Source organism: Corallincola platygyrae (assembly GCF_039544265.1).
In the GTDB taxonomy this organism is placed as follows: Bacteria; Pseudomonadota; Gammaproteobacteria; order Enterobacterales; family Neiellaceae; genus Corallincola; species Corallincola platygyrae.
Genome location: NZ_BAABLI010000028.1, coordinates 1 through 21,124, shown reverse-complemented (window position 1 = coordinate 21,124; position 21,124 = coordinate 1). Strand labels below are relative to the sequence as shown.

Annotated in this window: 22 protein-coding genes; 10 read left to right on the top strand and 12 right to left on the bottom strand. The window is 49.6% G+C overall.

Annotated features, from left to right (window positions below):
- Positions 1-108: 108 nt before the first annotated feature.
- The 6 genes from prpB to ABEA14_RS16500 all read right to left on the bottom strand — a co-directional run bounded on the left by prpB (position 109) and on the right by ABEA14_RS16500 (position 4,408).
- Entirely contained in the window at positions 109-993 is an 885-nt protein-coding gene (prpB, locus tag ABEA14_RS16525; RefSeq protein ID WP_345341514.1) for a methylisocitrate lyase, read from the bottom strand.
- Entirely contained in the window at positions 990-1,682 is a 693-nt protein-coding gene (locus ABEA14_RS16520) for a GntR family transcriptional regulator (RefSeq protein ID WP_345341512.1), read from the bottom strand. Before ABEA14_RS16520 ends, prpB begins: the two co-directional genes overlap by 4 nt.
- Positions 1,683-1,762: 80 nt before the next feature.
- Positions 1,763-2,125: a hypothetical protein gene (locus ABEA14_RS16515; protein ID WP_345341510.1), complete on the bottom strand. Its 363-nt coding sequence runs from the start codon at positions 2,123-2,125 to the stop codon at positions 1,763-1,765.
- Between the two features lie 270 nt (positions 2,126-2,395).
- Positions 2,396-2,797, bottom strand: a complete 402-nt coding sequence (locus ABEA14_RS16510; protein WP_345341508.1) for an SMI1/KNR4 family protein — start codon at positions 2,795-2,797, stop codon at positions 2,396-2,398.
- Between the two features lie 130 nt (positions 2,798-2,927).
- Positions 2,928-3,092: a hypothetical protein gene (locus ABEA14_RS16505; RefSeq protein ID WP_345341506.1), complete on the bottom strand. Its 165-nt coding sequence runs from the start codon at positions 3,090-3,092 to the stop codon at positions 2,928-2,930.
- Between the two features lie 122 nt (positions 3,093-3,214).
- Positions 3,215-4,408, bottom strand: a complete 1,194-nt coding sequence (locus ABEA14_RS16500) for a pyridoxal-phosphate-dependent aminotransferase family protein (RefSeq protein ID WP_345341504.1) — start codon at positions 4,406-4,408, stop codon at positions 3,215-3,217.
- 234 nt (positions 4,409-4,642) lie between these two features.
- Between ABEA14_RS16500 and phhA the strand changes: the two genes are divergently transcribed.
- The 4 genes from phhA to ABEA14_RS16480 all read left to right on the top strand — a co-directional run bounded on the left by phhA (position 4,643) and on the right by ABEA14_RS16480 (position 7,879).
- The gene (gene phhA / locus ABEA14_RS16495; RefSeq protein ID WP_345341502.1) at positions 4,643-5,431 is read left to right on the top strand and encodes a phenylalanine 4-monooxygenase; all 789 of its coding nucleotides are present in this window, start codon (positions 4,643-4,645) and stop codon (positions 5,429-5,431) included.
- 48 nt (positions 5,432-5,479) lie between these two features.
- Positions 5,480-5,821: a 4a-hydroxytetrahydrobiopterin dehydratase gene (locus tag ABEA14_RS16490; protein ID WP_345341500.1), complete on the top strand. Its 342-nt coding sequence runs from the start codon at positions 5,480-5,482 to the stop codon at positions 5,819-5,821.
- 134 nt (positions 5,822-5,955) lie between these two features.
- On the top strand, positions 5,956-6,477 hold the full coding sequence (locus ABEA14_RS16485) for a MerR family transcriptional regulator (RefSeq protein ID WP_345341498.1): 522 nt from the start codon (positions 5,956-5,958) through the stop codon (positions 6,475-6,477).
- Positions 6,478-6,664: 187 nt separating this feature from the next.
- The gene (locus ABEA14_RS16480) at positions 6,665-7,879 is read left to right on the top strand and encodes a sensor domain-containing diguanylate cyclase (RefSeq protein ID WP_345341496.1); all 1,215 of its coding nucleotides are present in this window, start codon (positions 6,665-6,667) and stop codon (positions 7,877-7,879) included.
- Positions 7,880-7,949: 70 nt separating this feature from the next.
- Here the strand turns inward: ABEA14_RS16480 and ABEA14_RS16475 are convergent, their stop codons facing one another.
- The 4 genes from ABEA14_RS16475 to ABEA14_RS16460 all read right to left on the bottom strand — a co-directional run bounded on the left by ABEA14_RS16475 (position 7,950) and on the right by ABEA14_RS16460 (position 12,430).
- On the bottom strand, positions 7,950-10,523 hold the full coding sequence (locus tag ABEA14_RS16475; RefSeq protein WP_345341494.1) for a TIM-barrel domain-containing protein: 2,574 nt from the start codon (positions 10,521-10,523) through the stop codon (positions 7,950-7,952).
- A 217-nt stretch (positions 10,524-10,740) separates the two neighbouring features.
- Positions 10,741-11,385, bottom strand: a complete 645-nt coding sequence (locus ABEA14_RS16470) for a PEP-CTERM sorting domain-containing protein (protein WP_345341492.1) — start codon at positions 11,383-11,385, stop codon at positions 10,741-10,743.
- Positions 11,386-11,695: 310 nt separating this feature from the next.
- On the bottom strand, positions 11,696-12,046 hold the full coding sequence (locus ABEA14_RS16465) for a hypothetical protein (RefSeq protein ID WP_345341490.1): 351 nt from the start codon (positions 12,044-12,046) through the stop codon (positions 11,696-11,698).
- Positions 12,047-12,070: 24 nt separating this feature from the next.
- Positions 12,071-12,430 (bottom strand): hypothetical protein, encoded by a 360-nt coding sequence (locus ABEA14_RS16460; protein ID WP_345341488.1) that lies wholly within the window; start codon positions 12,428-12,430, stop codon positions 12,071-12,073.
- Between the two features lie 443 nt (positions 12,431-12,873).
- On the opposite strand from ABEA14_RS16460, the gene hppD reads away from it, so the two are divergent.
- Genes hppD through maiA form a run of 4 tightly spaced genes read left to right on the top strand, consistent with a single transcriptional unit; the run spans position 12,874 to position 16,821 of the window.
- The gene (gene hppD, locus ABEA14_RS16455; protein ID WP_345341486.1) at positions 12,874-13,968 is read left to right on the top strand and encodes a 4-hydroxyphenylpyruvate dioxygenase; all 1,095 of its coding nucleotides are present in this window, start codon (positions 12,874-12,876) and stop codon (positions 13,966-13,968) included.
- A 4-nt stretch (positions 13,969-13,972) separates the two neighbouring features.
- The gene (locus tag ABEA14_RS16450; RefSeq protein WP_345341484.1) at positions 13,973-15,118 is read left to right on the top strand and encodes a homogentisate 1,2-dioxygenase; all 1,146 of its coding nucleotides are present in this window, start codon (positions 13,973-13,975) and stop codon (positions 15,116-15,118) included.
- Positions 15,119-15,133: 15 nt separating this feature from the next.
- Complete coding sequence (locus ABEA14_RS16445; protein WP_345341482.1) at positions 15,134-16,123, top strand: fumarylacetoacetate hydrolase family protein; 990 nt, start codon at positions 15,134-15,136, stop codon at positions 16,121-16,123.
- A 44-nt stretch (positions 16,124-16,167) separates the two neighbouring features.
- Positions 16,168-16,821, top strand: coding sequence for a maleylacetoacetate isomerase (maiA, locus tag ABEA14_RS16440; protein ID WP_345341557.1), 654 nt, complete (start codon positions 16,168-16,170; stop codon positions 16,819-16,821).
- A gap of 19 nt (positions 16,822-16,840) precedes the next feature.
- Here the strand turns inward: maiA and ABEA14_RS16435 are convergent, their stop codons facing one another.
- Positions 16,841-17,206 carry a cupin domain-containing protein gene (locus ABEA14_RS16435; protein WP_345341480.1) on the bottom strand — a complete coding sequence of 122 codons (366 nt, stop codon included), beginning with the start codon at positions 17,204-17,206 and terminating at the stop codon, positions 16,841-16,843.
- A gap of 137 nt (positions 17,207-17,343) precedes the next feature.
- On the opposite strand from ABEA14_RS16435, the gene ABEA14_RS16430 reads away from it, so the two are divergent.
- Positions 17,344-18,255 (top strand): DUF1684 domain-containing protein, encoded by a 912-nt coding sequence (locus tag ABEA14_RS16430; protein WP_345341478.1) that lies wholly within the window; start codon positions 17,344-17,346, stop codon positions 18,253-18,255.
- Between the two features lie 358 nt (positions 18,256-18,613).
- Positions 18,614-19,873, top strand: a complete 1,260-nt coding sequence (locus ABEA14_RS16425) for a Kelch repeat-containing protein (RefSeq protein ID WP_345341476.1) — start codon at positions 18,614-18,616, stop codon at positions 19,871-19,873.
- Between the two features lie 80 nt (positions 19,874-19,953).
- On the opposite strand, the gene aqpZ is transcribed toward ABEA14_RS16425, so the two are convergent.
- Positions 19,954-20,643 carry an aquaporin Z gene (gene aqpZ, locus ABEA14_RS16420; protein ID WP_345341474.1) on the bottom strand — a complete coding sequence of 230 codons (690 nt, stop codon included), beginning with the start codon at positions 20,641-20,643 and terminating at the stop codon, positions 19,954-19,956.
- Positions 20,644-21,124 lie beyond the last annotated feature (481 nt).

Genomic DNA, 21,124 nt, shown 5'->3' with positions numbered 1-21,124 from the left:
GTTGTAGGGTACAGCGACCTTATGTCTACAACTGCTTTTAAACGATACATCTACTCCTGCGAATTCAGATCTACCCTAGCTCTATTTAAAGGTAGACAAATCATGCTGTTACTCTGTGCGCTGCGACTCAAATAGTGCATCTAAATGCTGTTCATAACTGTGATAACTGAGGAAGTGGTATAACTCTTCCCTCGTTTGCATCTTGTCCAATTGAGAGCGCTGGTCGCCCACCTGTTTGAGCGTCTGATACACGGAAAGCGCGGCGGCATTCATAGCCCTGAACGCAGACAAAGGATAGAGCGCAATGCCCACCCCTGCCGACGATAGCTCTTCCAGTGAAAACAGCGGGGTTTGGCCGAACTCAGTCATATTCGCCAGCACGGGCACATTCAACGCTTCAGTAAATGCCTGATAGTCTTCGAGGGTATGGACCGCTTCTGCGAATATGCCATCCGCTCCGCCTTCAACACATGCCTGAGCACGCTCAATGGCTGCATCAAGGCCCTGCTGAGCAAATGCATCGGTACGTGCCATCACAAAGAACTGGTCATCATTCCTGGCATCTACCGCAGCCTTAATGCGGTCAACCATTTCGCTTTGGCTCACGATCTGTTTATTGGGCCTGTGGCCACAGCGCTTTTGCTGCACCTGGTCTTCAATATGCACCGCCGCGACGCCAGCGCGTTCCATCTCGGTAATCGTGCGCGCAATGTTAAATGCCCCGCCCCAACCGGTATCGATATCAACAAGCAAAGGTAAAGCGGAAGCTGACGTGATACGGCGGGCGTCAATCAATACGTCTTCCAGGCAGGTCATCCCCAGATCCGGCAAACCATAAGAGGCGTTGGCAACACCGGCACCAGACAGGTAAAGCGCCTGATGACCACTTTGTTCCGCCATCATGGCGCAATAAGCGTTGATCGCACCAACGACCTGCAAAGGCTTATGTTGAGCGATCGCCTGACGAAAACGCGCGCCAGCTGAAAGTGTCATTGTTCCTCCTTAACGGATCTGTTGTTATCAGTATCAGCCTGAAGCGTTGCTTCAATATTGCGGCGAGCGGTTTGAATATGACGCTGCATCAGCAATGCTGCCAACTCACCATCGCGGGCAACCAAGGCTTCGTAGATACGTTTGTGTTCGGCTAATGCCTGATTTGGGCGGGACTGACGGTGACTTCCTGTGTAACGGTATCTGCGCACCAATTGATAAAGCTCGTCACACAGCAGGTTAACCAGACTTTGATTGCCACTGCCGAGAATAATCTGGTAGTGAAAATCAAGATCGCCCTGCTGGTTGAAGTAACGCTTACCGTCCTGGGCATGGATATAGTCCTCGTGGGTATTGAGCAGTTCACCGAGCGCATGCAAAGCTTCATCGCTCATCTGCTGCGCTGCCAGGCGGCAAGCCAAGGCTTCAAGGTTTTCACGTATCAGGTAGATCTCAGCAAGCTCTTTGAGATCCATGGCAACCACCTGAGCACCGACATGTGGCACCTTGCGCACCAGTCTGCGCCCTTCGAGTCGATTGAGCGCCTCACGCAGCGGACCTCGGCTAATGCCATACTCCTGAGACAGCTCCGCTTCGCGCAGCTTACTCCCTGGCGCGATCTCGCCTTTCACTATCGCTTCTTGCAGTCGCAGGAACGCATCATTGGTTCTTGTTTGAGAATCCACAGACATATTGTTGACAATAAACCTAGCCAAACCGATTTGATGGCGTTCATTAAGGTCTATCACAACCTTATTGTCAACAATATGAGCTAATTTACATGTCTAGGTGGTTTAGCTATGGAGCAGATCAAGCAGTTTTGTGCGACAAAGTGATCAACGGTGGCTTTGTAGGCTTGGATATGGAACGGTGACGGTCCCATTTTTTGATCTGCACATTGTAGATATTGCAGCGGAAACGGGTCTTGATTGAGTAGATGCCACTCTGACGCCTCAGACGCATCAACAGCGTGAGATTTCATATCGGCAAAACTCTGGTAACCCCAGCTTTTGCAGACCGCTTCGCGGATCTTACTGAGATGAAACTTAGGCTCTCCTGCCTCGACATATTGCGCTTGAAGTACTTGAGAAAAGCGCGTCGCGATATCGCTATAACTCAGTAGAAACTGGGCCATGGGATGCTCCGAGTGCGAGATTACGTTCTAATTCAAAGGCAGAACGCAGCTACTTATTCTTATTCACGCACCTAACGCCTGTGATCATCCGAAATGCACTAGCGGTTACTACAGGATGCAGTGCGGCTATGCATTCAGCCACACTACCACTAAAGATAGACTTGATTAGCAGCTTTATATTAGAAAGCCGTAATGAAAAGTTAATAAAAAACCGCCTTAGCGACGGTTTCTTATCAATATCAGCGAGATAGCAACAACGCTGACCAGTTTTTAGCTTTGTAGCCAGACCTCTCTGGCCCACTGCCAGATATCCTGCCAACTGGCATCGAGCAATTCCCCTTCGACCCAATGAACAATCTCGCCTTCCTGTGTTATGCAGTAATAGCTGCCGCGATCAGCACAGATCGGGATCAAGTGACGCTCAAGCCCTTCAGCCCAGGCATTGGCAGTGACTTCCGGCAGGTGTGTATGCAAAAACGGGTCGCCTGCAGTTACCGGTTCAATACTGCCATAGACAACATCACTCACCTCTTTGAGAAAGGTTTTAAGATCTTTTGGGATAGGGATCAGGATCTCTTCTTCTATCACCACCAGATCGTCATCATCTGGCAACTCAACTGGCACAGGTACGGGCTGATTAACCGCGCGTAATTGATCGATTGTTTCCTGCATTTTGCTCTCCAACACCTTACGTCATCGGCTGATCACAGCCATGACAGAATCCAGACGACGCGGATTGTGCGCCGTCCGAACATTGTATTCAAGTGTGTTGTATTGGAAAGGCCTCGGAGGCGCTGGGGTGTTATGAGTCAGTCAAAAGCTGTAGCTGCCGTTCATAGTACTCAGGTACCTGGTCTACCTTCTGCAACTTGTAGATATTGTCGACTTTGGTTTTACAGTGCGCCGCAAACTGCGCGATGCTGATCCCGTACTGACGAAGAAGTCGGAAGAATGCACGGCCAGTCATAAATCACCTATCTCTGAAACAGTAACCCCTGAATTTTTTGGGTCACTTTTGAATGCGCGAGCATTCCAACAGAGACAGATGACAAACTTATGACTGGTTTAACATTCTTTTATGGCCGGTGATCAGGACACCTGTAAACGCTTTTCGAGCTCAGCCACGCCCGTGGGCAAGTCTACGTTCACGCCAAGCTCCCTGACGCTTGCACCCAAGGCATGCACGGTTCGGAACAAGTGGTGAGTGCGACATTGCTCCCCCATTTGACCAATACGGACAATATTGGGACCAAACGAACCTGAAATCTCGACGCGGTGTTTACCCGACATCAAAGCGAGAATTTCCGGACCTGTCACGCCATCAGGCACGTTAATGCCTACCACTGAATTCAAACGGCTCTCAGGCGCGACATAAAGACTGAGACCGAGGGCTTCAATTGCACCCTGCAGCGCCAATGAGCAGCGCTCATGACGGTCAAAACGGCCTTGAAGTGTCTCGCTGCAGATCAGACGCAACGCTTCATGCATTGCCAAAATCCCAGAGACTGGCGCCGTGTAGTGATAGGATTTTTTATACCAGAATTGATCTGCCAGCTTGGCATCCAGGCACCAATGACGTAGATGCCCCTGACGAGATTCAATCACCTCCCAGGCACGCTCAGAAAATGCCACCAGCGATACGCCAGGAATCGATGACAAGCCTTTTTGGCCACCTGTAATTACCGCATCCACACCCCACTCATCCATCGCCAACGGCATGGTGCTGAGCGTACATACCGCATCTGTAATCACCAGGCAGTTATGCTGCTTAGCCAAGGCGCAGATCTCAGGAAGACGGCTGTTGTATACGGTATTGGAGGTTTCGCCCTGGACAATGGTCAGTGCGCTGGGTTTTAACTCTTCCAGCAACTGGGCAACTTTTTCAGGGTCCGCACTTTCGCCGTCTGGCACCACATAGCGAGACACGTGAGCTTCATTACGCTCAGCCATTTCTGACAGTCGGTGACTGAAGAATCCGTTACAGATACTTAGCACGTTGTCGCCCGGCGCGATCAGGTTTACCACCGCCATTTCCATCGCCGCGGAGCCTGGCCCAGCAACACCAAGAATATGCCGCGATTCAGTCTGAAACACATACCGCGACATCGACTTCACCTGTTCGATGATATGCGCCATGGTGTCACCCAAGTGGTTGATAACGATCGAATTTGCCGCCGCCACTCGTGCAGGAATAGGCACAGGACCTGCTCCCATCATCAATAGGGGTTCTTCGGGCAAAATATTGTCGAGCGATACGATATCTGTGGGTGCTTGAACTAACACGTTACATCCTCGGTGCAACCGCAAACCTGGGTTGCGACACTTTCAGTGGGCCAATCCCCCCATAATATCCGGCTTTCGGGGCTATGAGTAAACAAAAAGGTACAAGTTGACACGCTTTCCATTGATACGCGGGCTTGGGCTTTCAAACCAAACTGCCTAGATTAAGTCAAAAAATATAAGCGCTGCCGACCAAATTCATCGATTCGGTTGAAAAGCGCAACTCAGGGGGAAGCGATGAAAACGAGTCGCTATGTATCGAAATTGCCGGACAAAAACGGCCATATCGCATGGAGCGATGACGAAAATCTTATCTGGAAAGACCTTCTGGAGAGACAGCAAAAGGTGATGCCCGGTCGCGCCTGCGACGAGTACCTCAAAGGTATGGAAGAGCTGGCGCTGCCATTAGACCGGGTACCGCAGCTCGAAGAAGTAAATGCAGTGCTCAAGGAAGCCACTGGCTGGCAGGTTGCTCAGGTACCCGCACTGATTCCATTTGATGAGTTTTTTCGACTGCTGGCTAACAAGCAGTTTCCTGTCGCAACCTTTATTCGTTGCCGAGACGAGTTTGATTACCTCCAGGAGCCCGATATCTTTCACGAGATCGTTGGCCACTGCCCTCTCCTAACCAACCCTGCTTTTGCGCATTTCACACACAGGTACGGCCAACTGGGTTTAGCTGCAGATCCAAAGCAACGGGTGTTTTTAGCAAGGCTTTATTGGTTCACCGTCGAGTTTGGGTTGGTTAATACCGACAACGGCTTACGTATCTATGGTGGCGGCATACTCTCCTCCCCGGGTGAAACCCGACGCGCATTGGAAAGTGAAGAGTGCGAGAGACTGCCATTAAAAATATTGGACGCAATGCGCACGCCGTACCGTATAGACATCATGCAACCTATCTACTACATACTTGATGACATAGATGAACTGCTTGATATTGCAGAAATGGATCTGCTGGCTAAGGTGACCCGGTCGCAGCAACTAGGGCTATTCCCAGCAAAATTCGAAGCCAAGGCGCTTTAGCCTATTTTCAACTGAAACGATAACAACTAAACATTTAGAGGACACCGCATGACTGAACTAGCCAAAGGCCAATGCGAAGCCTGTAGAGCCGATGCGCCAAAAGTCACTGACGACGAGTTGGCTGCACTGATAAAAGAGATCCCTGATTGGGCGGCGGTGTCGGAAGATGGCATTTTGATGCTTCGCCGGGAGTACAGTTTCAGCAATTTTAAGAAAGCGATGGCGTTCAGTAACCTGGTCGGCAACCTTGCTGAAGAGTACGGCCACCACCCTGCTATCCTCACTGAATGGGGCAAAGTCACCGTAACCTGGTGGACCCACAAAATCCGCGGCCTGCACAAAAACGATTTTATCATGGCGGCAAAAACTGATCTGATTCCGACAAGTTAAATCGACAGTCGTGTTAATCTGGGCCGCCTTTTGGGCGGCTTTTTAATATCTGCAGAAATTTGTAAATATAATCGTTGACCTGTCTACAGGTGCAGGGCTGAGGATGTGCCTGCGCTTGATTGAAGGAGTACCTTATGCTGACGGTTAGCCAACTGGCCAAACGATTCAAAATCTCACGAACGACGCTGCTTTATTACGAACGCGCTGGGTTACTTGAACCTAAAAGCCGGTCTGCAAGTGGCTATCGCCTGTATGGCGGAGATGAGATTCGCCGTTTGGAAAGCATATTGAGCTTTCGCGCCTCTGGCGTGCCGATAGCAACCATAGGTTCCCTTCTTAACCGCGCAGACGACACAACACAGGAGCAGATATTGCGAGAGCAGTTTTACGCGCTCGAACGAGAGGTGCAAAAGCTGCGTCAACAGCAAGAAGCCATCGTGTTGTTACTTAAACATCCCAAGTTACTGGAGCAAACCATGATTAACAAAGATCGCTGGGTTGAGATTATGAGAGCCGCAGGTCTGAATGACACAGATATGCATAACTGGCACAAACAGTTTGAAGCGATGGAGCCGCAAGCCCACCAGGAGTTTTTGGAGTCGTTGAGTATCAACGCCACCGAAATCGAAAAGATCCGGAAATGGTCCAAAGGTTAAACACCCTAAAGGGCAAGCAAGTTGTCTTGCCCTTTAATCACTTGCCTGACTTCTTATCTATAGGTCACGAAAACAACACTTGGTCAAAAATCTAAACACATATTAACCATGCATAATATAAGCGTAATGCGATAACATGCTTGCTGCTGTTAACAAATAGTAAGTACGCTTAGTTATGCCCGATGGAATGGATCTAACTCGATACCTCAGTGCTATTCAGCAGTTAAAGCTGGGTGACTTCACACTGACATTGCCAGAAAGAGAAGAAGGCGACCCTCTCAACGAATTCGACCAGGAATTGCTTGGCCTGGCAAACTGGCTTGAGCGTCGATTTGATGAGTTCGGCAAGTTACAGGCGATCACAGAAGATATCAGCAGAGGCAACCTGCTTGGTGACGTACTGGACCGCATCTTCGATAGTTTCCACTCCCTGATCCCATACGATCGCATTGGCTGTGCACTTATCGATGAAGATACCCAAAAAGTGACTGCGCAGTGGGCAAAAACTAATTACCCTGAGCGCGTTAAGATCTGCCACGGCTATTCAGCTAACCTTGCGGGAAGCAGCCTGGAAAACATTCTTAAGTCGAAGCAACCACGCATCATCAATGACCTAAAAGAGCATTTAAAAAAGCATCCAAAATCTTCTTCCACCCGGCTTATTCTTGCCGAGGGTGTTCTTTCGAGTCTGACCTGCCCTCTAATTGTTGAAGGGAAACCGATTGGCTTTATCTTTTTCTCCAGCAAGCAGGTCAACACCTACAAAGATGTGCATCAAACTATCTTTCTAAGCATCGCCAGACAGATCTCCGTACTTATCGAAAAAGGCCGGCTTTACCAACATATCTGCGACCTCAATGATCAGTTGGTTGATGCCATGCAGCAGCTTAAAGACCAGTCATGCCGTGACGCGTTGACTGGCATCTTCCACCGAGGCGCGGTGATGGAGTTTCTGCAGCAGCGCCTCAGTGCAGCGAAACGTCAAAAGCACCCTGTTTCTGTTGTGATGGCAGACCTTGATCACTTCAAACAGATCAATGACACCTACGGCCACCCTGCCGGAGATAAGGTGCTAAAAACGGTCGCCAATGAAATTCAACAGCAGTTACGAGGCTGCGACTCTATCGGACGATACGGCGGCGAAGAGTTTTTGATTGTACTGGACGATACAGATGCTAAAACTGCGCAGTTTGTTGCTGAACGACTCCGCCAAAAAATTGAATCCATAGAAGTTCAGATTGAATCCGGCACGATTCACGCAACGACCAGCATGGGCATTGCAACGGTCGATTTCAGCAAAACGGATAAAAGCGAAGATGCTCTGTTAAACGAGGCAGACAAAGCACTCTACAACGCTAAACGCAGTGGTAGAAATCGCGTGATTCTGTCTATCGACATCTAACTCTCACTACAGGCAAGCCCTGAATACAAAAAAGGCGAGCCATGGCTCGCCTTTTTTAATCTCACATTAGTTATCGGACAAAAGTGATGGTTTGCTGGTCAGCAACCGCCACAGACCCCACATTGACCACAACGGCACCGGCTTCCAAATACCAACCAGCACCACTGCTCTCAGGAGCAATTTGTGACAATAGACTGCCATTAACACTTACCTGGCTGTAAGTAGCACCCGGCGATACCAATGTCAGCGTTAACTGACGAGTCGCAGAGGACGCTGCAGCCACTGAATTTGGTATCACCTGCAGTTGATAACCGTTCGCTACTACGCGGGTTTCAATCTTAGTTTCGGCCTTTTGACCCTGTTCGTAACCACGGCTCAAACCGTCGTCTTCAACCAAGGTAAAGGCATGTGTTTGCTCATCCGCAACCGCCAGAATATTGAGTGCGTCGAACCACTGGATATCCCCGCTTTGCAAGGCTCCCAGATTATCTACGTCATTGGCAAGCGTTGGTACAATAGCGCCCGCTCTCAGGAATAACGGTGCGCGAACAATGCCATCCACTTCTACCGCGCGGTCATAAACAGCACCGTTAGATTGAACCACTTCGTTTCGGTCATAGTAGTTAACCCACTGACCCACTGGCAGATAGCTCGAAACCTGATCTTCATCATCAATGATGGCGGTGTAAAGCAGGCTCTCGCCTATCATCTTGGTTCGATCTTCATTGCGTGCAGTCGCATCTTCCTGGAAGTGATAAACCAGAGGCGGGAACATGGCTTCACCTGCGGTGTAAGCCTGATGTGCCAAGCTATACAGATAAGGGGTCAGGCTGTAGCGCGTACGCAAGTTAGCCAGATTACTATTGCTGTCTCCTGCCCTATCCGGCGCCGTTTCGCCACAGTTACATAAATTCTGAGTGTGTGGACGCAGCGGCACTTCCATCAGGATTGCAGTAGCAAACCAGCGAGTATACAACTCGTCAAATCGGGAGCCGCGCAATCCGTTACGGTGAAAACCACCAATATCAGAGCCGTAATAGTCAAAGCCGGACAGACTCATATTGGTCTGTGCCGGCATCTGGGCTTCCAATGACAGGAAGCGGCTGGCTACATCCCCTGACCACATAGCTACACCAAAACGCTGACTGCCTGCGGTACCAGAACGACTCAAGATCCATGGGCGACGATCAGGGTGAGATACGGCCGTATGGTCAGCTATGCCCTGGCTCCAATAAAAGTTAAGCAGGTTGTGGACACTGCGGTGGCTGGTTTGCTGCTCACCATACCAAGTTACACCTGCATAAATGCTGTTGTAATCATATAGTTCTGGCTCGCCCAGATCGGTCCAATGCCCCAAAAAGCCATCTTCAATCAGTGGCGCACGTTTGTCGTTATGCCAATCCTTCCTTGCTGATTCCGATGTCCAGTCGATCATGCCACCAATCCCCCACCAGGGGTTGGAACTCAACACACTGGCTTCAATACATGGCGCTTCACAATCCATAGCCAACTGGCGCTTTTCAGCTAACTGACGAAACTCAGGCAATGCAGCACCCACATAGCTTTCTTCTATGTGTACCAAGCCAATATTCTGACCAGCGAGTTCTGCCATCTTTTGCTCTGGATTTGGAAACGCAGCTCGGTCCCAGGTCAGCGAACCCATCTGTGTGTTTTCAGAGCCACTGTTGATGCCACCAAACCACTGCAGGTCGAGCACAAAACCATCGATGGGAAAGTCTGCAGCTTTTAACGTATCCAGTTTGCTGTCCAGTTCCGCCCAGTTGTCATAACCGTACTCAGACACCCAGAGGCCAAACGCTTTAAGTGGCGGTACCGGTGGCTTCCCAGTCAACTCAAGGTATTTGCTACGCAGTTGTTTCAGGTTGTCGCCTGTGAAAAGGAACATACCTAAAGAGGGATCACTGCTTGAAATCGTCCATTGTGGCTCAGAGAAATCGAAGGTTAATGGATAGTGAGTATCTACGAAGAAAGCATAGTTATCGGTGCCCTCACCCAATACATAACCGACCGGGATCTGGGTATCGCCAGAGGCCGCAATATCTGAGTAAGTCATCGCGTTGCCCGTGCGTGTGGCCGGAAAACGCTCTTCACCTATCCAGCTGGCATATTCATTCGATGAATCCAGCTTTTGCCCCAGACCATAAAGCTGTGTGAAGCTCTCCTGCGACATGGAAACCTGCAGAGACTCTCCTCGCTCCAGCAAACAGAGTTGAGTTAAGGTCAAAGGCTCATCGCCACTTAAATCCACTGTGCGCAGACACCCGTCAACAATCGATACACTTACCGAAGCTGAACTCAGCGTTTGAGTAGATTCATCATATTGGTAACTTTCGGGGCCTCCGAAGTCGCTGGTCGCAACCATAGGCGAGAAAAAGAGTTGTCCTGCGGTGAGTTCGTCGTGATAGGCAATATGCACCATATCGTCATCCAGCAGGGTCACCATGACATCACCTGCTTCTGAAGAGATCAGAAGCTGTGGCTGTTCAGATGGCAGGTATTGCACCTGAGAAATAGGTTGCGACGTACCACCGGAGCTTCCGCTGGAGCAACCTGTTAGGGCCGCAACGGCAGAGGCAAAAGACAAACATAGCGTGAACCGGGTAATCGACTTCAAACCAGACATGGGCATTTATCCATTGCTTCGGAGAAATTTGAATCAAGCTAGCATGAGTAAAAATTAAAAAACGTAAGATTTTGTCAGATCGTTACGTCATTCAAAAATCTGACATTTTTTACCGGGAAACACTAAATTGAGATCGGGGCAGCTGAGTTTCAACTATAAAAAAGCCCGGTGTTAGCCTTTAGCTTTACCGGGCTCTGCATAACCACTTTTGACGGGGTTAACGCTGGCGGCGATACGCCAATCCAATCAGTGCCAAACCTAACAACACAACCGTAGCTGGAGCAGGCACGCTCGCTTTTGCACCTATTGTCAGATTGTCGTGGCCCATGCGCTGCACACTGTTATCAGTGTTTACAGCACCGTCTAAAAGACCAAAGTGAATAGAGCTGATCAACAGATCAGAAGTGATACCCCAAAAGGTATCGACACGATCAGGCAATCCATAGTTTGCTGTTGAGCCATCACCAAAGGTAACAAATGCGGTTGTACCGAATACGCCTTCAGTCGTGCCTAATAAATCAAGACCGACGCCAAAAACGCCGTCGGCATTACCTATCGAGGTCGTGGTAAAGCCCAGTTCGTAAGATCCGTTGCAGCCAGCACAATACGCTGGATCACCATCTCTTTGGTTTACGATCAGGTTGTTATCGTCAAAGCCTGTGCTGGTGTAATCAGTTTCACCCAATACTGCACTGATGTTTCCATCGGTATGGATATCGAAAGTCGCTAAATCCAAACTATCGCCAGCAAGATATCCCGCTGCCGAATAATCATCAGTGATCAAAGCACCCAGTTGAGATTCGAAAACGCCTCTGTCTCCGTAGATTACCGCTGCTGATACATTTGCAGCGCTAAGCGTCAAGGCCGCTCCCAAAGCTATATTTTTAATGAGTTGTGATTTCAAACTTCCTGTCCTCTTATTGGAACGTGGCTTTCTCTGCTGAGGGATAAGCAGGAACCACACCAGCCTAGTTTAGTTATTGTTTTAAAAGGGGTTAAAAACATCTGAAAGGGAGAAAATCCGTTTAGTCTTATCGATGTGTAAACTTTGCCTACACAAAACAGGCATGTTATCCCTATGATTTATTATGTTTTATGGATAAGAAAACGTAATAAAGGGCTCTTTTCTTAAGAGCCCTTCTACGCTGGATATTTTTGCAATTAAGCAACACTTACAATGCATCGCCGCAAAGAGGGGGTCCATCAGTCGCTTGCTCCGATGGCAGACCAAATACAGAGGCTACCAACCTATCAATTTCTTGTTTTTCCGAGGCCTGCTGAATGGGCGATACAAGCGCTAATGCTTGAATGCGGAATTTTAAGGAAGTACAAAGCACATCCTTAGCCTTGGCGTATTCAGCCTTATCGATTAGCTTTGCAACGACCTGCATCTCTTTTGCACCTGCGTACAACTGGCCACTCGTGCTGGCCGCTCCACCAACGACCCCAGCATAAAAGCCGCCAGCCAGACCAAACAGGAAAACCACCAATACGAAAGTCGACAGCATAATTTTAGATTTCATAGAGATCCTTTCTAATAGCCTAACTTACAAATAACATGTATCTGATGTTTCGATGTTTTTTTGCGAGAAACCTGAAACCTTGCTCTCAATTGAAACAAGCGTCGCAATAACACCACTGATGAAGATCAACGAGATACAGGAAAATACAAACCCCAGATTCTGAAGATAAGCTTTCAAACCATGACCATGGCCTCTGGGCTGCATGTTCAGGTTATTAGCATCACCTGTAACCAGGTAATCTGTCGGCGCGAAAAATGCTGTGTAGGTAGAGAAGAAGAGTTGGATGAGAATCCCTGTGACACCCAGCACGCAGATCACGCGAGCAAATAGGAGTAACCACTTAAAGTTATCGGTAGAAACATGATTGTATGGATAAAACTTCATAATAAATTCCCTTTAGTATCAAATGACTCCTTACGTCACCTTCAATGCTAACTCACTTTATCAACATCACAACCGCTCATTTGCCATTGCCCCTAAACAAAACTCACAGTTTTGCGCCCAGACAGTTCAAACCAACACATCGTAACTTTGAAGTTAAGTTGTCTTTGCGAGTGATACCGACAAGATGCTGACACGCAATTTTAAAGGCTGGCTTGCCACATTGTCCGTATATGTTGACAAGAATTGATTACTAACCCCCTGATATTAAGCCTCTTTACCCACTTAAATCTAACGTAACGAATTGTTTACCATTTAACCAACAACACCTTCTTCAGCTTCTCAGCAAATCGCAGGACGTAACGGCGTAAATGACCGTAACTTAGGTTCTAACTGTTATATCAACAGAAAAATAAAACACCCGAATAATTAGAGGTGAAGTTCCCATGAACCACGTAAACCCTGTACTCGATTCCAACATCAACCCGCTGGGCACCGACGGCTTTGAATTTGTTGAATACACCGCCGCTGATGCCAACGGCATAGACTCATTAAAGAAGTTGTTTGTGTCCCTTGGTTTTACCGAAGTTGCCAAACACAGATCGAAAGAGGTCTGGCTCTACAAACAGGGCGATCTGAATTTTATCGTTAACGCCGAGCCGGGCTCTCAGGCTGAGCAGTTTGCGCGTATTCACGGCCCCAGTGTTTGTGGCATGGCGTTTCGTGTGGCTGATGCAGGCGCCGCACTTAAGCGCGCGCTGGACAATGGCGCAACCGAATATGTTGGTAATCTGGGCGCCATGGAGCTCAAGATCCCAGCGGTCTATGGCATTGGTAAAAGCACGCTGTATTTCGTTGACCGCTATGGCGACAGCACCATCTACGATATCGACTTCAACTTCTACCCTGACTGGCAAACCAGAATGGATGGTCATCAGGTTGGTCTGTATGAGCTGGACCATCTGACCCATAACGTCATGCGCGGCAATATGGACAAATGGGCAGGTTTCTACGAAAACATCGGTAACTTCCGTGAGATCCGCTATTTCGATATCGAAGGCAAACTCACGGGGCTTAAAAGCCGCGCCATGACCGCCCCTTGCGGCAAAATTCGCATCCCTATCAATGAATCATCGGATGAAAAATCTCAGATCGAAGAGTTCATCCGCGAGTATCACGGCGAAGGCATTCAGCATATCGCCATGACCACAGATGATATCTATCAAACAGTGCAAACCCTGAAGGATCGTGGCCTCAACTTCATGTTCACGCCAGATACCTATTATGAAAAGGTCGACAAGCGTGTTCCTGGCCACGGCGAGGATGTAGAGCACCTACGTCAGCTGCGCATTCTGATTGACGGCGCACCGGAAAAAGATGGCATTTTGCTGCAGATCTTTACCGATACCGTCATCGGTCCGGTGTTTTTCGAAATCATCCAGCGCAAAGGAAATGAAGGTTTCGGCGAGGGTAATTTCCAGGCGCTGTTTGAATCCATTGAAGAGGATCAGATCCGCCGCGGCGTGATCGAAGAGGAGTAGTAAGATGGCCAGTAAGCCCATTACCTTTCCAAGGACTGAAGGCAATTGCTCTAACCAGGCACATGCTGACTTCCCCGAAGAGGGCCTGTACGAACGCGAAGTAGGCAGAGATGGTTTCTTCGGTCCTGCAAGTCACATTAACCATCGCCACCCGCCTACCGGCTGGCTGGCCTGGGAGGGCCCACTACGCCCTCGTGCATTTAACTTCCAAAAGTTGACCAATATCGCCCCTTCATGTCCATGGCGAACCCCGACGCTGTTGCATAACGCCCATTGCCGATATCGCTTATGGGATTGCTCCCAGCCGATGGTTAATCTGGTACGTAATGCAGATGGTGACGACCTACTCTTCGTGCATGAAGGCGACGGTGATCTGTTCTGCGATTATGGCCACTTGAGCCTTACCGAAGGCGATTACGTGGTGATCCCACGCGGCACCATGTGGCGACTGGCACCCAGCCGCCCCATGCGCCTGCTGATGATTGAAGCCACGGATGATAGCTACCAGCTACCTGACAAAGGCATGGTGGGCCGTCACGCAATCTTCGACCCGGCCGTACTGAAAGCCCCGGAGATAGACCAGGCGTTCCTCGAACAACAGGACGAAGAGCGCTGGCAAGTGCATATCAAGCGTCATCAGCAGATCTCGGTGATCACCTACCCATTTAACCCACTGGATGCAGTCGGCTGGCACGGTGATCTAAGTGTGGTGAAACTCAATTGGCGAGATATTCGCCCACTGATGAGTCATCGCTATCACCTGCCCCCGTCGGCACACACCACCTTTATGACTAAGCGTTTTGTCGTTTGCACCTTTGTGCCTCGCCCAATTGAGAGCGACCCAGGCGCTTTAAAAGTGCCCTTCTATCACAGCAATGACGACTTTGATGAAGTCTTGTTCTATCACGCAGGCGACTTTTTCAGCAGGGACAATATTGGCCAGGGCATGGTAACACTGCACCCGGCAGGCTTCCCACATGGGCCCCACCCTAAGGCCTATAAAGCGGGTCAGGAATACACTCGCAAGTTCACCGACGAAGTCGCAGTCATGGTGGACACCCGTGACGCACTGGAGGTTTCACCAAAAGCCTGTGAGTTGGAGAATCCTGATTATGTCTACAGCTGGCGCAACCACAACGAACTGGGCTAGACGCGGGAGAACTGAATGAAACTAGCAACACTTAAAAACGGTACCCGAGATGGCCAGCTGGTGGTTGTTAGCCGGGATCTGACGCAAGCCGTCACAGTAACAAACATCGCCATGACAATGCAGCAGGCACTGGATAACTGGGCGATCGCTGAACCTGAGCTACAACAGGTCTACCAACAACTCAACGACAAGCAACTGCCAGAGGCGTTCAGTTTTGTTGAAAACGCCTGTGAATCGCCGCTGCCTCGAGCTTATCACTGGGCCGATGGCAGCGCCTATGTCAATCATGTTGAGCTGGTACGCAAAGCCCGCGGCGCTGAGATGCCGGATAGCTTTTGGACAGATCCGCTGATGTACCAGGGCGGCTCGGACCAGTTTATCGGCCCTCGAGATGATATTCCGATGGCCAGCACCGAATGGGGTATCGATTTTGAATCAGAGATAGCGGTGATCACTGACGATGTCGCAATGGGCATTACCAGTGAGGATGCCGGTCAGCATATCAAGCTGCTGATGCTGGTTAACGACGTGTCGCTTAGAAACCTGATCCCCGGCGAGCTGGCAAAAGGATTTGGGTTTTATCAAAGCAAACCCTCGAGTGCGTTTTCACCGGTGGCTATTACGCCCGATGAGCTCGGTGAATCGTGGCACGACAACAAGGTCCATCTGCCACTGACCACCCACCTTAACAATACCTTGTTTGGTCAACCCAATGCGGGAGTCGATATGACTTTCGATTTCGCTCAACTGGTCGAACACGCAGCTAAAAGTCGGCCTTTAGGTTCAGGCACTATTATTGGCTCAGGCACCGTCAGCAACTATGACCGCAGTGCAGGCTCCAGTTGTCTTGCCGAAAAGCGCATGCTGGAAACCATCGCCGACGGTAAACCCAGCACACCGTTTATGGCGTTTGGTGACAAAGTACGTATTGAAATGTTCGACCCACAGGGCAAGTCACTGTTCGGTGCTATCGAGCAAACCGTTAAGCAATACCCCGGTGCATAAAGTAGGTACGTACGGCAGTAAAGAAAGAGGTAATTAATATGGAACTGACACTGTACTCCTATTGGCGCTCATCAGCTGCATATCGCGTGCGTATTGCGCTAAACCTCAAGGGGTTGAGTTATCACACCGAGGCGATCCACCTGGTCAAAGATGGCGGTCAGCAACATAAACCTCAGTATCAGCATCTGAACCCCAGTTCGCTGGTGCCAACCCTAGCCACCCCCGACGGCGTGCTGCGCCAATCGATGGCGATTATGGAATACCTGGATGAGGTAGCGCCCAACCCGCCGCTACTACCGACCGATCCTATTCACCGCGCACAAAGTCGGGCCTTGGCGATGGATATTTGCTGTGAGACACATCCACTAAACAACCTGCGGGTGCAGCAATATCTAACCCGTGAGTATCACGCTGATGCAGATAAAAAGTTGGCGTGGATGACCCACTGGATGCATTTGGGATTTTTGCCGATCGAGCATCAAATTGCCGAAACGGGTGGTGTGTTTGCCGTTGGCGATACGCCTACCCTGGCTGATATCTGCCTGATACCGCAGGTATACAACGCCAAGCGTTTTCATGTGCCGCTGGATAAATTCCCGCGCATTGAAGAGATCTGGTCTCGATGTAACGAGCTGGATGCATTTAAATCAGCAGCCCCAGAGCAACAGACCGATGCCGATCCAAAGCTACTGACTTAAAACTTAGGCATATTGGCCTTTAATGTGTGCGCTCTGGCAATTTTGAATGCAGGGTTTCGCCGCGGCTGGTGCCGTACTGAAGGCTCAAGTCGCCTGATTCCACCCGATACCAGAGGTGGCGGCGCACTACAAATATCTGTCCAGGTTTAAGGACCTGCTGAGTATTGGTATCAGCAACACGCACGGTTAACACGCTCTCCCCTTCCAGCTGATGGATCAATGCGTCAGCATCGGGGTGGCATGTCCAAGGCGATGTTCCTTTGAACCTACCCATCCAAACTCGGCCGTCATCAATGGAGTCAAGGATCCAGAACTCAGCGTCGCCATCTTCGCTGACCCAGTCCGCCTGTTTTTTCATCACCGCATTCAAATCGTGCGATTTCATAACGGTACACCTACATCCAACCAATACACTCCTTAAGCATAGGACTGAAATCAGATCACAGTGCGCGGTTCTCTAACTGGTCAGCGTTAAAAATATGATTTAGCTTAAATAAAACAAATATTAGAAACGGATAAACGATGTTGAATCGCAGTGTTGCAGTGTTAGCTTCCCTTTCGGCGGTAATCAGTATCAGCGCGTGCTCGCCCACCATTACCGAAGAACAACTGAAAGCTGCCGACGAATGGGCCGCTTGGGTAGAAGCAGAGAACGCACAAACCCGGGATCCGGAGCGCTCATTTCTTAACATTCTCGACGCGGTTTATATGCGTCCGGGTGACAACGCAGTGCTGGACCTAAGCGCGCTGTCAGAGAGTATCCGTTGGTACAAACAGGACGATGAGTATCAGATCGCGCCTAACGATCGCCTGCAGCTTAGCTTTGATGGCGAAAACGTACTTATCTCAGCTTTAGGCAAATACACGCCTTTCAGCAGTGACCAAAAATACCCCCTGCCAAATGACAGCCTGTTCGTAACGACCGGCCAACTGCATGACAATGGCTTGCGCGCATTTATTCGCGATCCCAATCATGCAAAGGTGGTTAACTTTGCAGGCCACAACTATTACGAATACAACTTTGACGCCCGTGTCGAGGGTGAGTTTATTCCTGCCAAAGAACACAAGACGGTTTCATTTCAAACTGTACAGGGCCTGACCAATACCCTGGTCAAAGTCGGTAAGGTCACTTTCGAATACCAAGGTGATGAGATGTCACTCAGTGCCTATCATGGTGACGGTAAAGCCCCGATGGATTACCTGCTGTTTCTGTTTAAAGACAAAACCAACGGTGATACCACCTACGGCGGGGGTCGCGAGTTGGTCGTGAACCTGCCAAAAGATGGCAGCAAAACCTTTGTTGTCGATTTCAACCGCACCTTCAATCTGAACTGTGCCCACAGTACCTTCTGGAACTGCCCTATCATCTGGGATCCGTCACTGGACGTCGCCATCGAAGCGGGAGAAAAGCTTCCCCATGGTTACGACTCCTAACCCAAATCAATGGTCAGCCAGCTACTGCCCACACAGTAGCTGGCTCAGATAAACAGTGGCTTTAAACAGTCTCGAATAACATCAGTAAAACTGCGGCCACAAGCTGTATCGATAAGCGGCCACCTTCCATATCAATTAAAAGCGCATTTTTTCATTCGGTTACTGGCAATCTCAGTTTTACCTGTCTATTTTTTAACCTAATTAAAGCCACACTGTTTGAAGCAGTACTCGGGTCTGTTGACCCCGAACAGCCAGACGCAACCTTACCCCTGATTACAGGGTCTTAATTACAGGGACATAGCTACAACAAGATGTAGTTACCGTCATAGGGAAGTGCCTAAACGATAGGTATTGAATTATGGCTTCTCTGCGCACGCTAGTGTCCGTTCTCGCGCTTGTGGGATCTTCTCTCATCAGCGCACCCGCCCAGGCGCAAGGCGACCAAACCGCCGCAAATGCCCTGCTTATTCAACTCGTTTCTCATATCGTTAAACAAGGCCACCAAACCATTCTTACCTTTGAACGGTATCATTGGCGTCAGGTGAATGCCGCTGCTCGCTGGTCACCCAGGGCTGGATTACAGGCTGTTCAACTTGGCCGGCGCTTCTACATCATGGGCGGCCGAACACCGAACAACTCGCCTATTCCCGGCGACAGCGTGATCTGGGGTGATGTTTGGGTCAGTCACAACAAAGGCGTTACCTGGGATCAACTACTTGGCACCAATGATCAGGAACACTGGCCAGCACGCGCCTATTTTCAGGCCGTCACCAAAAACCGTTACATCTACCTGATGGGAGGCCAGAACTTCAAGCTCGAACCTTGTCCTCCCTTTGTACCTGAATGCGAAGGTCCAGTTCCAAACTCTGAATTCTTTAACGACGTCTGGCGCAGCAAGGACGGCATCAACTGGAAAAAGATGACCGACGCCGCGCCATGGGAAGGCCGTGCAGGGCTCAGTGCCGTGGTATTTAGAAACCGTATCTGGGTGTTTGCTGGCTCTAAAAACGATGACTCAGCCATCGTTGGACCCAATGGCCCACAACGCATCTATTTCAATGACGTATGGAGTTCAAAGAACGGTAAACACTGGAAACTTCATACAGAAGACGCGCCTTGGTCGCCTCGCTCCGGTGCCGTTGCCCTGGTGAAAAATGGCTATATCTATCTGCTCGGCGGTGAAGATGGATTCCTGTGCCAACCGCAGCCTTTCTGTGAACCGCCCTACTACAACGATGTATGGCGAACCCGCAACGGCACAGACTGGGAACAGGTGACCGCTAATGCCGGATGGTCTGCCCGTCCTGGTCATCAATGTGCTGTGCTTTATGACCACATTGTTTGTTTCGGCGGTTTCGGCCTGCCACAAAATCCAAACGATATCTGGGTTAGCCGCAACGGGGCTGATTGGAAGCAAGTAGACGATACGCCGTGGAACGCCCTTTCAGGCGATGAGATAAAATACGACTTTGACGTACTCGTCGACAAACAGGGCTATTGGGGACAGCGCCAAAGCCTGTATACCTTTGGCGGAGACCGAGAAACCTTCGATTTCAGTGACCCCAACAACTACCTGCGGGTAGACAACGATGTCTGGCGCTACAGCTATTTTAAATAATTAACACACAGTATAAAGGGCTCAATTAGAGCCCTTTATATTGGTTCTTTGGATGCCTCGCCGATCTAAATCAAAGCAGATCAACTATCCTCGTCAGCAATAAATTTATAGATAAATGCACCCAGCGCAGCACCGATAATTGGCGCAACCCAGAACAGCCATAGCTGACTAACCGCCCAATCACCGACATACAGAGCCACACCTGTGCTACGGGCCGGGTTAACAGATGTATTGGTGACAGGAATAGAGATTAAGTGGATTAGGGTCAGACACAAGCCAATAGCAATGGGCGCCATACCAGCAGGTGCACGCTTATCGGTTGAACCCATGATCACCAACAGAAACATCATGGTCATCACTACTTCGCAAACCAAGGCCGCAACCAAAGAGTATCCACCGGGCGAATGGGCACCAAAGCCATTGGAGGCAAAGCCAGCCGACACATCAAACCCAGCCGCGCCACTGGCAATCACAAACAAGACACCGCCTGCAATTAAGCCGCCAGCCACTTGGGCAATAATGTAAGGCAGCAATTCATTGGCTGGAAAACGGCCGCCAACAAACAAACCTATCGACACAGCCGGGTTCAAGTGACACCCAGATATATGGCCAATCGCATACGCCATAGTTAATACGGTTAGGCCAAATGCCAGCGATACCCCTAACAGGCCAATACCCACGTCTGGAAACGCTGCCGCCAGTACCGCGCTGCCACAGCCGCCAAGCACTAACCAGAAAGTACCAAACAGTTCCGCAATATACTTTTTCATCCTTAAAACCCTACGCTAGTTGCAGATGCGCGTACTGCTGCGCCACTGCCATTAGTGTAGATGGCAATGAAGTTTTTGATTCGTTAATTCAGGGAGTTATTTGCAAATACCCTTCATCAGGCCGTATCACCAAACGGCCCTCACCCGACAAACGGGTTCAGGTAACAACAAAGTGAAACAACCGGCTCAACTGCTGTACGTCCGTACAAAAAAGGCTTGTTTTTCTTTTTTTCAGAAATAGGAGGAAAGTTTCCCGGTTAAGAAGGTAACCACTTGCTGAAGTAGTGACCTAGCCACCTGTTTTGATAACTAATTAGCTGATAAGGTGAAATCAAGGATTAGTGATAGAAGGAAAATTTCGTCCTGACATCGGAGGAAACTTTCCCTCTAATAGTACTGTTATGTGTATACAGGTTTTTAAGGTGACTGATTACTTAAAACATGCATTAGAAGTGCTCCTGACCGTATTCAAGTGGAGTAT

Excerpts from the sequence above, each read along its gene's own strand:
- ABEA14_RS16490 (WP_345341500.1), top strand. The coding sequence starts at position 5,480 with ATGACTGAACTAGCCAAAGGCCAATGCGAAGCCTGTAGAGCCGATGCG.
- ABEA14_RS16465 (WP_345341490.1), bottom strand. The coding sequence starts at position 12,046 with ATGAAATCTAAAATTATGCTGTCGACTTTCGTATTGGTGGTTTTCCTG.
- ABEA14_RS16485 (WP_345341498.1), top strand. The coding sequence starts at position 5,956 with ATGCTGACGGTTAGCCAACTGGCCAAACGATTCAAAATCTCACGAACG.
- ABEA14_RS16475 (WP_345341494.1), bottom strand. The coding sequence starts at position 10,523 with ATGTCTGGTTTGAAGTCGATTACCCGGTTCACGCTATGTTTGTCTTTT.
- ABEA14_RS16480 (WP_345341496.1), top strand. The coding sequence starts at position 6,665 with ATGGATCTAACTCGATACCTCAGTGCTATTCAGCAGTTAAAGCTGGGT.
- ABEA14_RS16450 (WP_345341484.1), top strand. The coding sequence starts at position 13,973 with ATGGCCAGTAAGCCCATTACCTTTCCAAGGACTGAAGGCAATTGCTCT.
- phhA (WP_345341502.1), top strand. The coding sequence starts at position 4,643 with ATGAAAACGAGTCGCTATGTATCGAAATTGCCGGACAAAAACGGCCAT.
- prpB (WP_345341514.1), bottom strand. The coding sequence starts at position 993 with ATGACACTTTCAGCTGGCGCGCGTTTTCGTCAGGCGATCGCTCAACAT.
- ABEA14_RS16515 (WP_345341510.1), bottom strand. The coding sequence starts at position 2,125 with ATGGCCCAGTTTCTACTGAGTTATAGCGATATCGCGACGCGCTTTTCT.
- hppD (WP_345341486.1), top strand. The coding sequence starts at position 12,874 with ATGAACCACGTAAACCCTGTACTCGATTCCAACATCAACCCGCTGGGC.
- ABEA14_RS16520 (WP_345341512.1), bottom strand. The coding sequence starts at position 1,682 with ATGTCTGTGGATTCTCAAACAAGAACCAATGATGCGTTCCTGCGACTG.
- ABEA14_RS16445 (WP_345341482.1), top strand. The coding sequence starts at position 15,134 with ATGAAACTAGCAACACTTAAAAACGGTACCCGAGATGGCCAGCTGGTG.
- ABEA14_RS16510 (WP_345341508.1), bottom strand. The coding sequence starts at position 2,797 with ATGCAGGAAACAATCGATCAATTACGCGCGGTTAATCAGCCCGTACCT.
- ABEA14_RS16460 (WP_345341488.1), bottom strand. The coding sequence starts at position 12,430 with ATGAAGTTTTATCCATACAATCATGTTTCTACCGATAACTTTAAGTGG.
- ABEA14_RS16505 (WP_345341506.1), bottom strand. The coding sequence starts at position 3,092 with ATGACTGGCCGTGCATTCTTCCGACTTCTTCGTCAGTACGGGATCAGC.
- aqpZ (WP_345341474.1), bottom strand. The coding sequence starts at position 20,643 with ATGAAAAAGTATATTGCGGAACTGTTTGGTACTTTCTGGTTAGTGCTT.
- ABEA14_RS16425 (WP_345341476.1), top strand. The coding sequence starts at position 18,614 with ATGGCTTCTCTGCGCACGCTAGTGTCCGTTCTCGCGCTTGTGGGATCT.
- ABEA14_RS16430 (WP_345341478.1), top strand. The coding sequence starts at position 17,344 with ATGTTGAATCGCAGTGTTGCAGTGTTAGCTTCCCTTTCGGCGGTAATC.
- ABEA14_RS16435 (WP_345341480.1), bottom strand. The coding sequence starts at position 17,206 with ATGAAATCGCACGATTTGAATGCGGTGATGAAAAAACAGGCGGACTGG.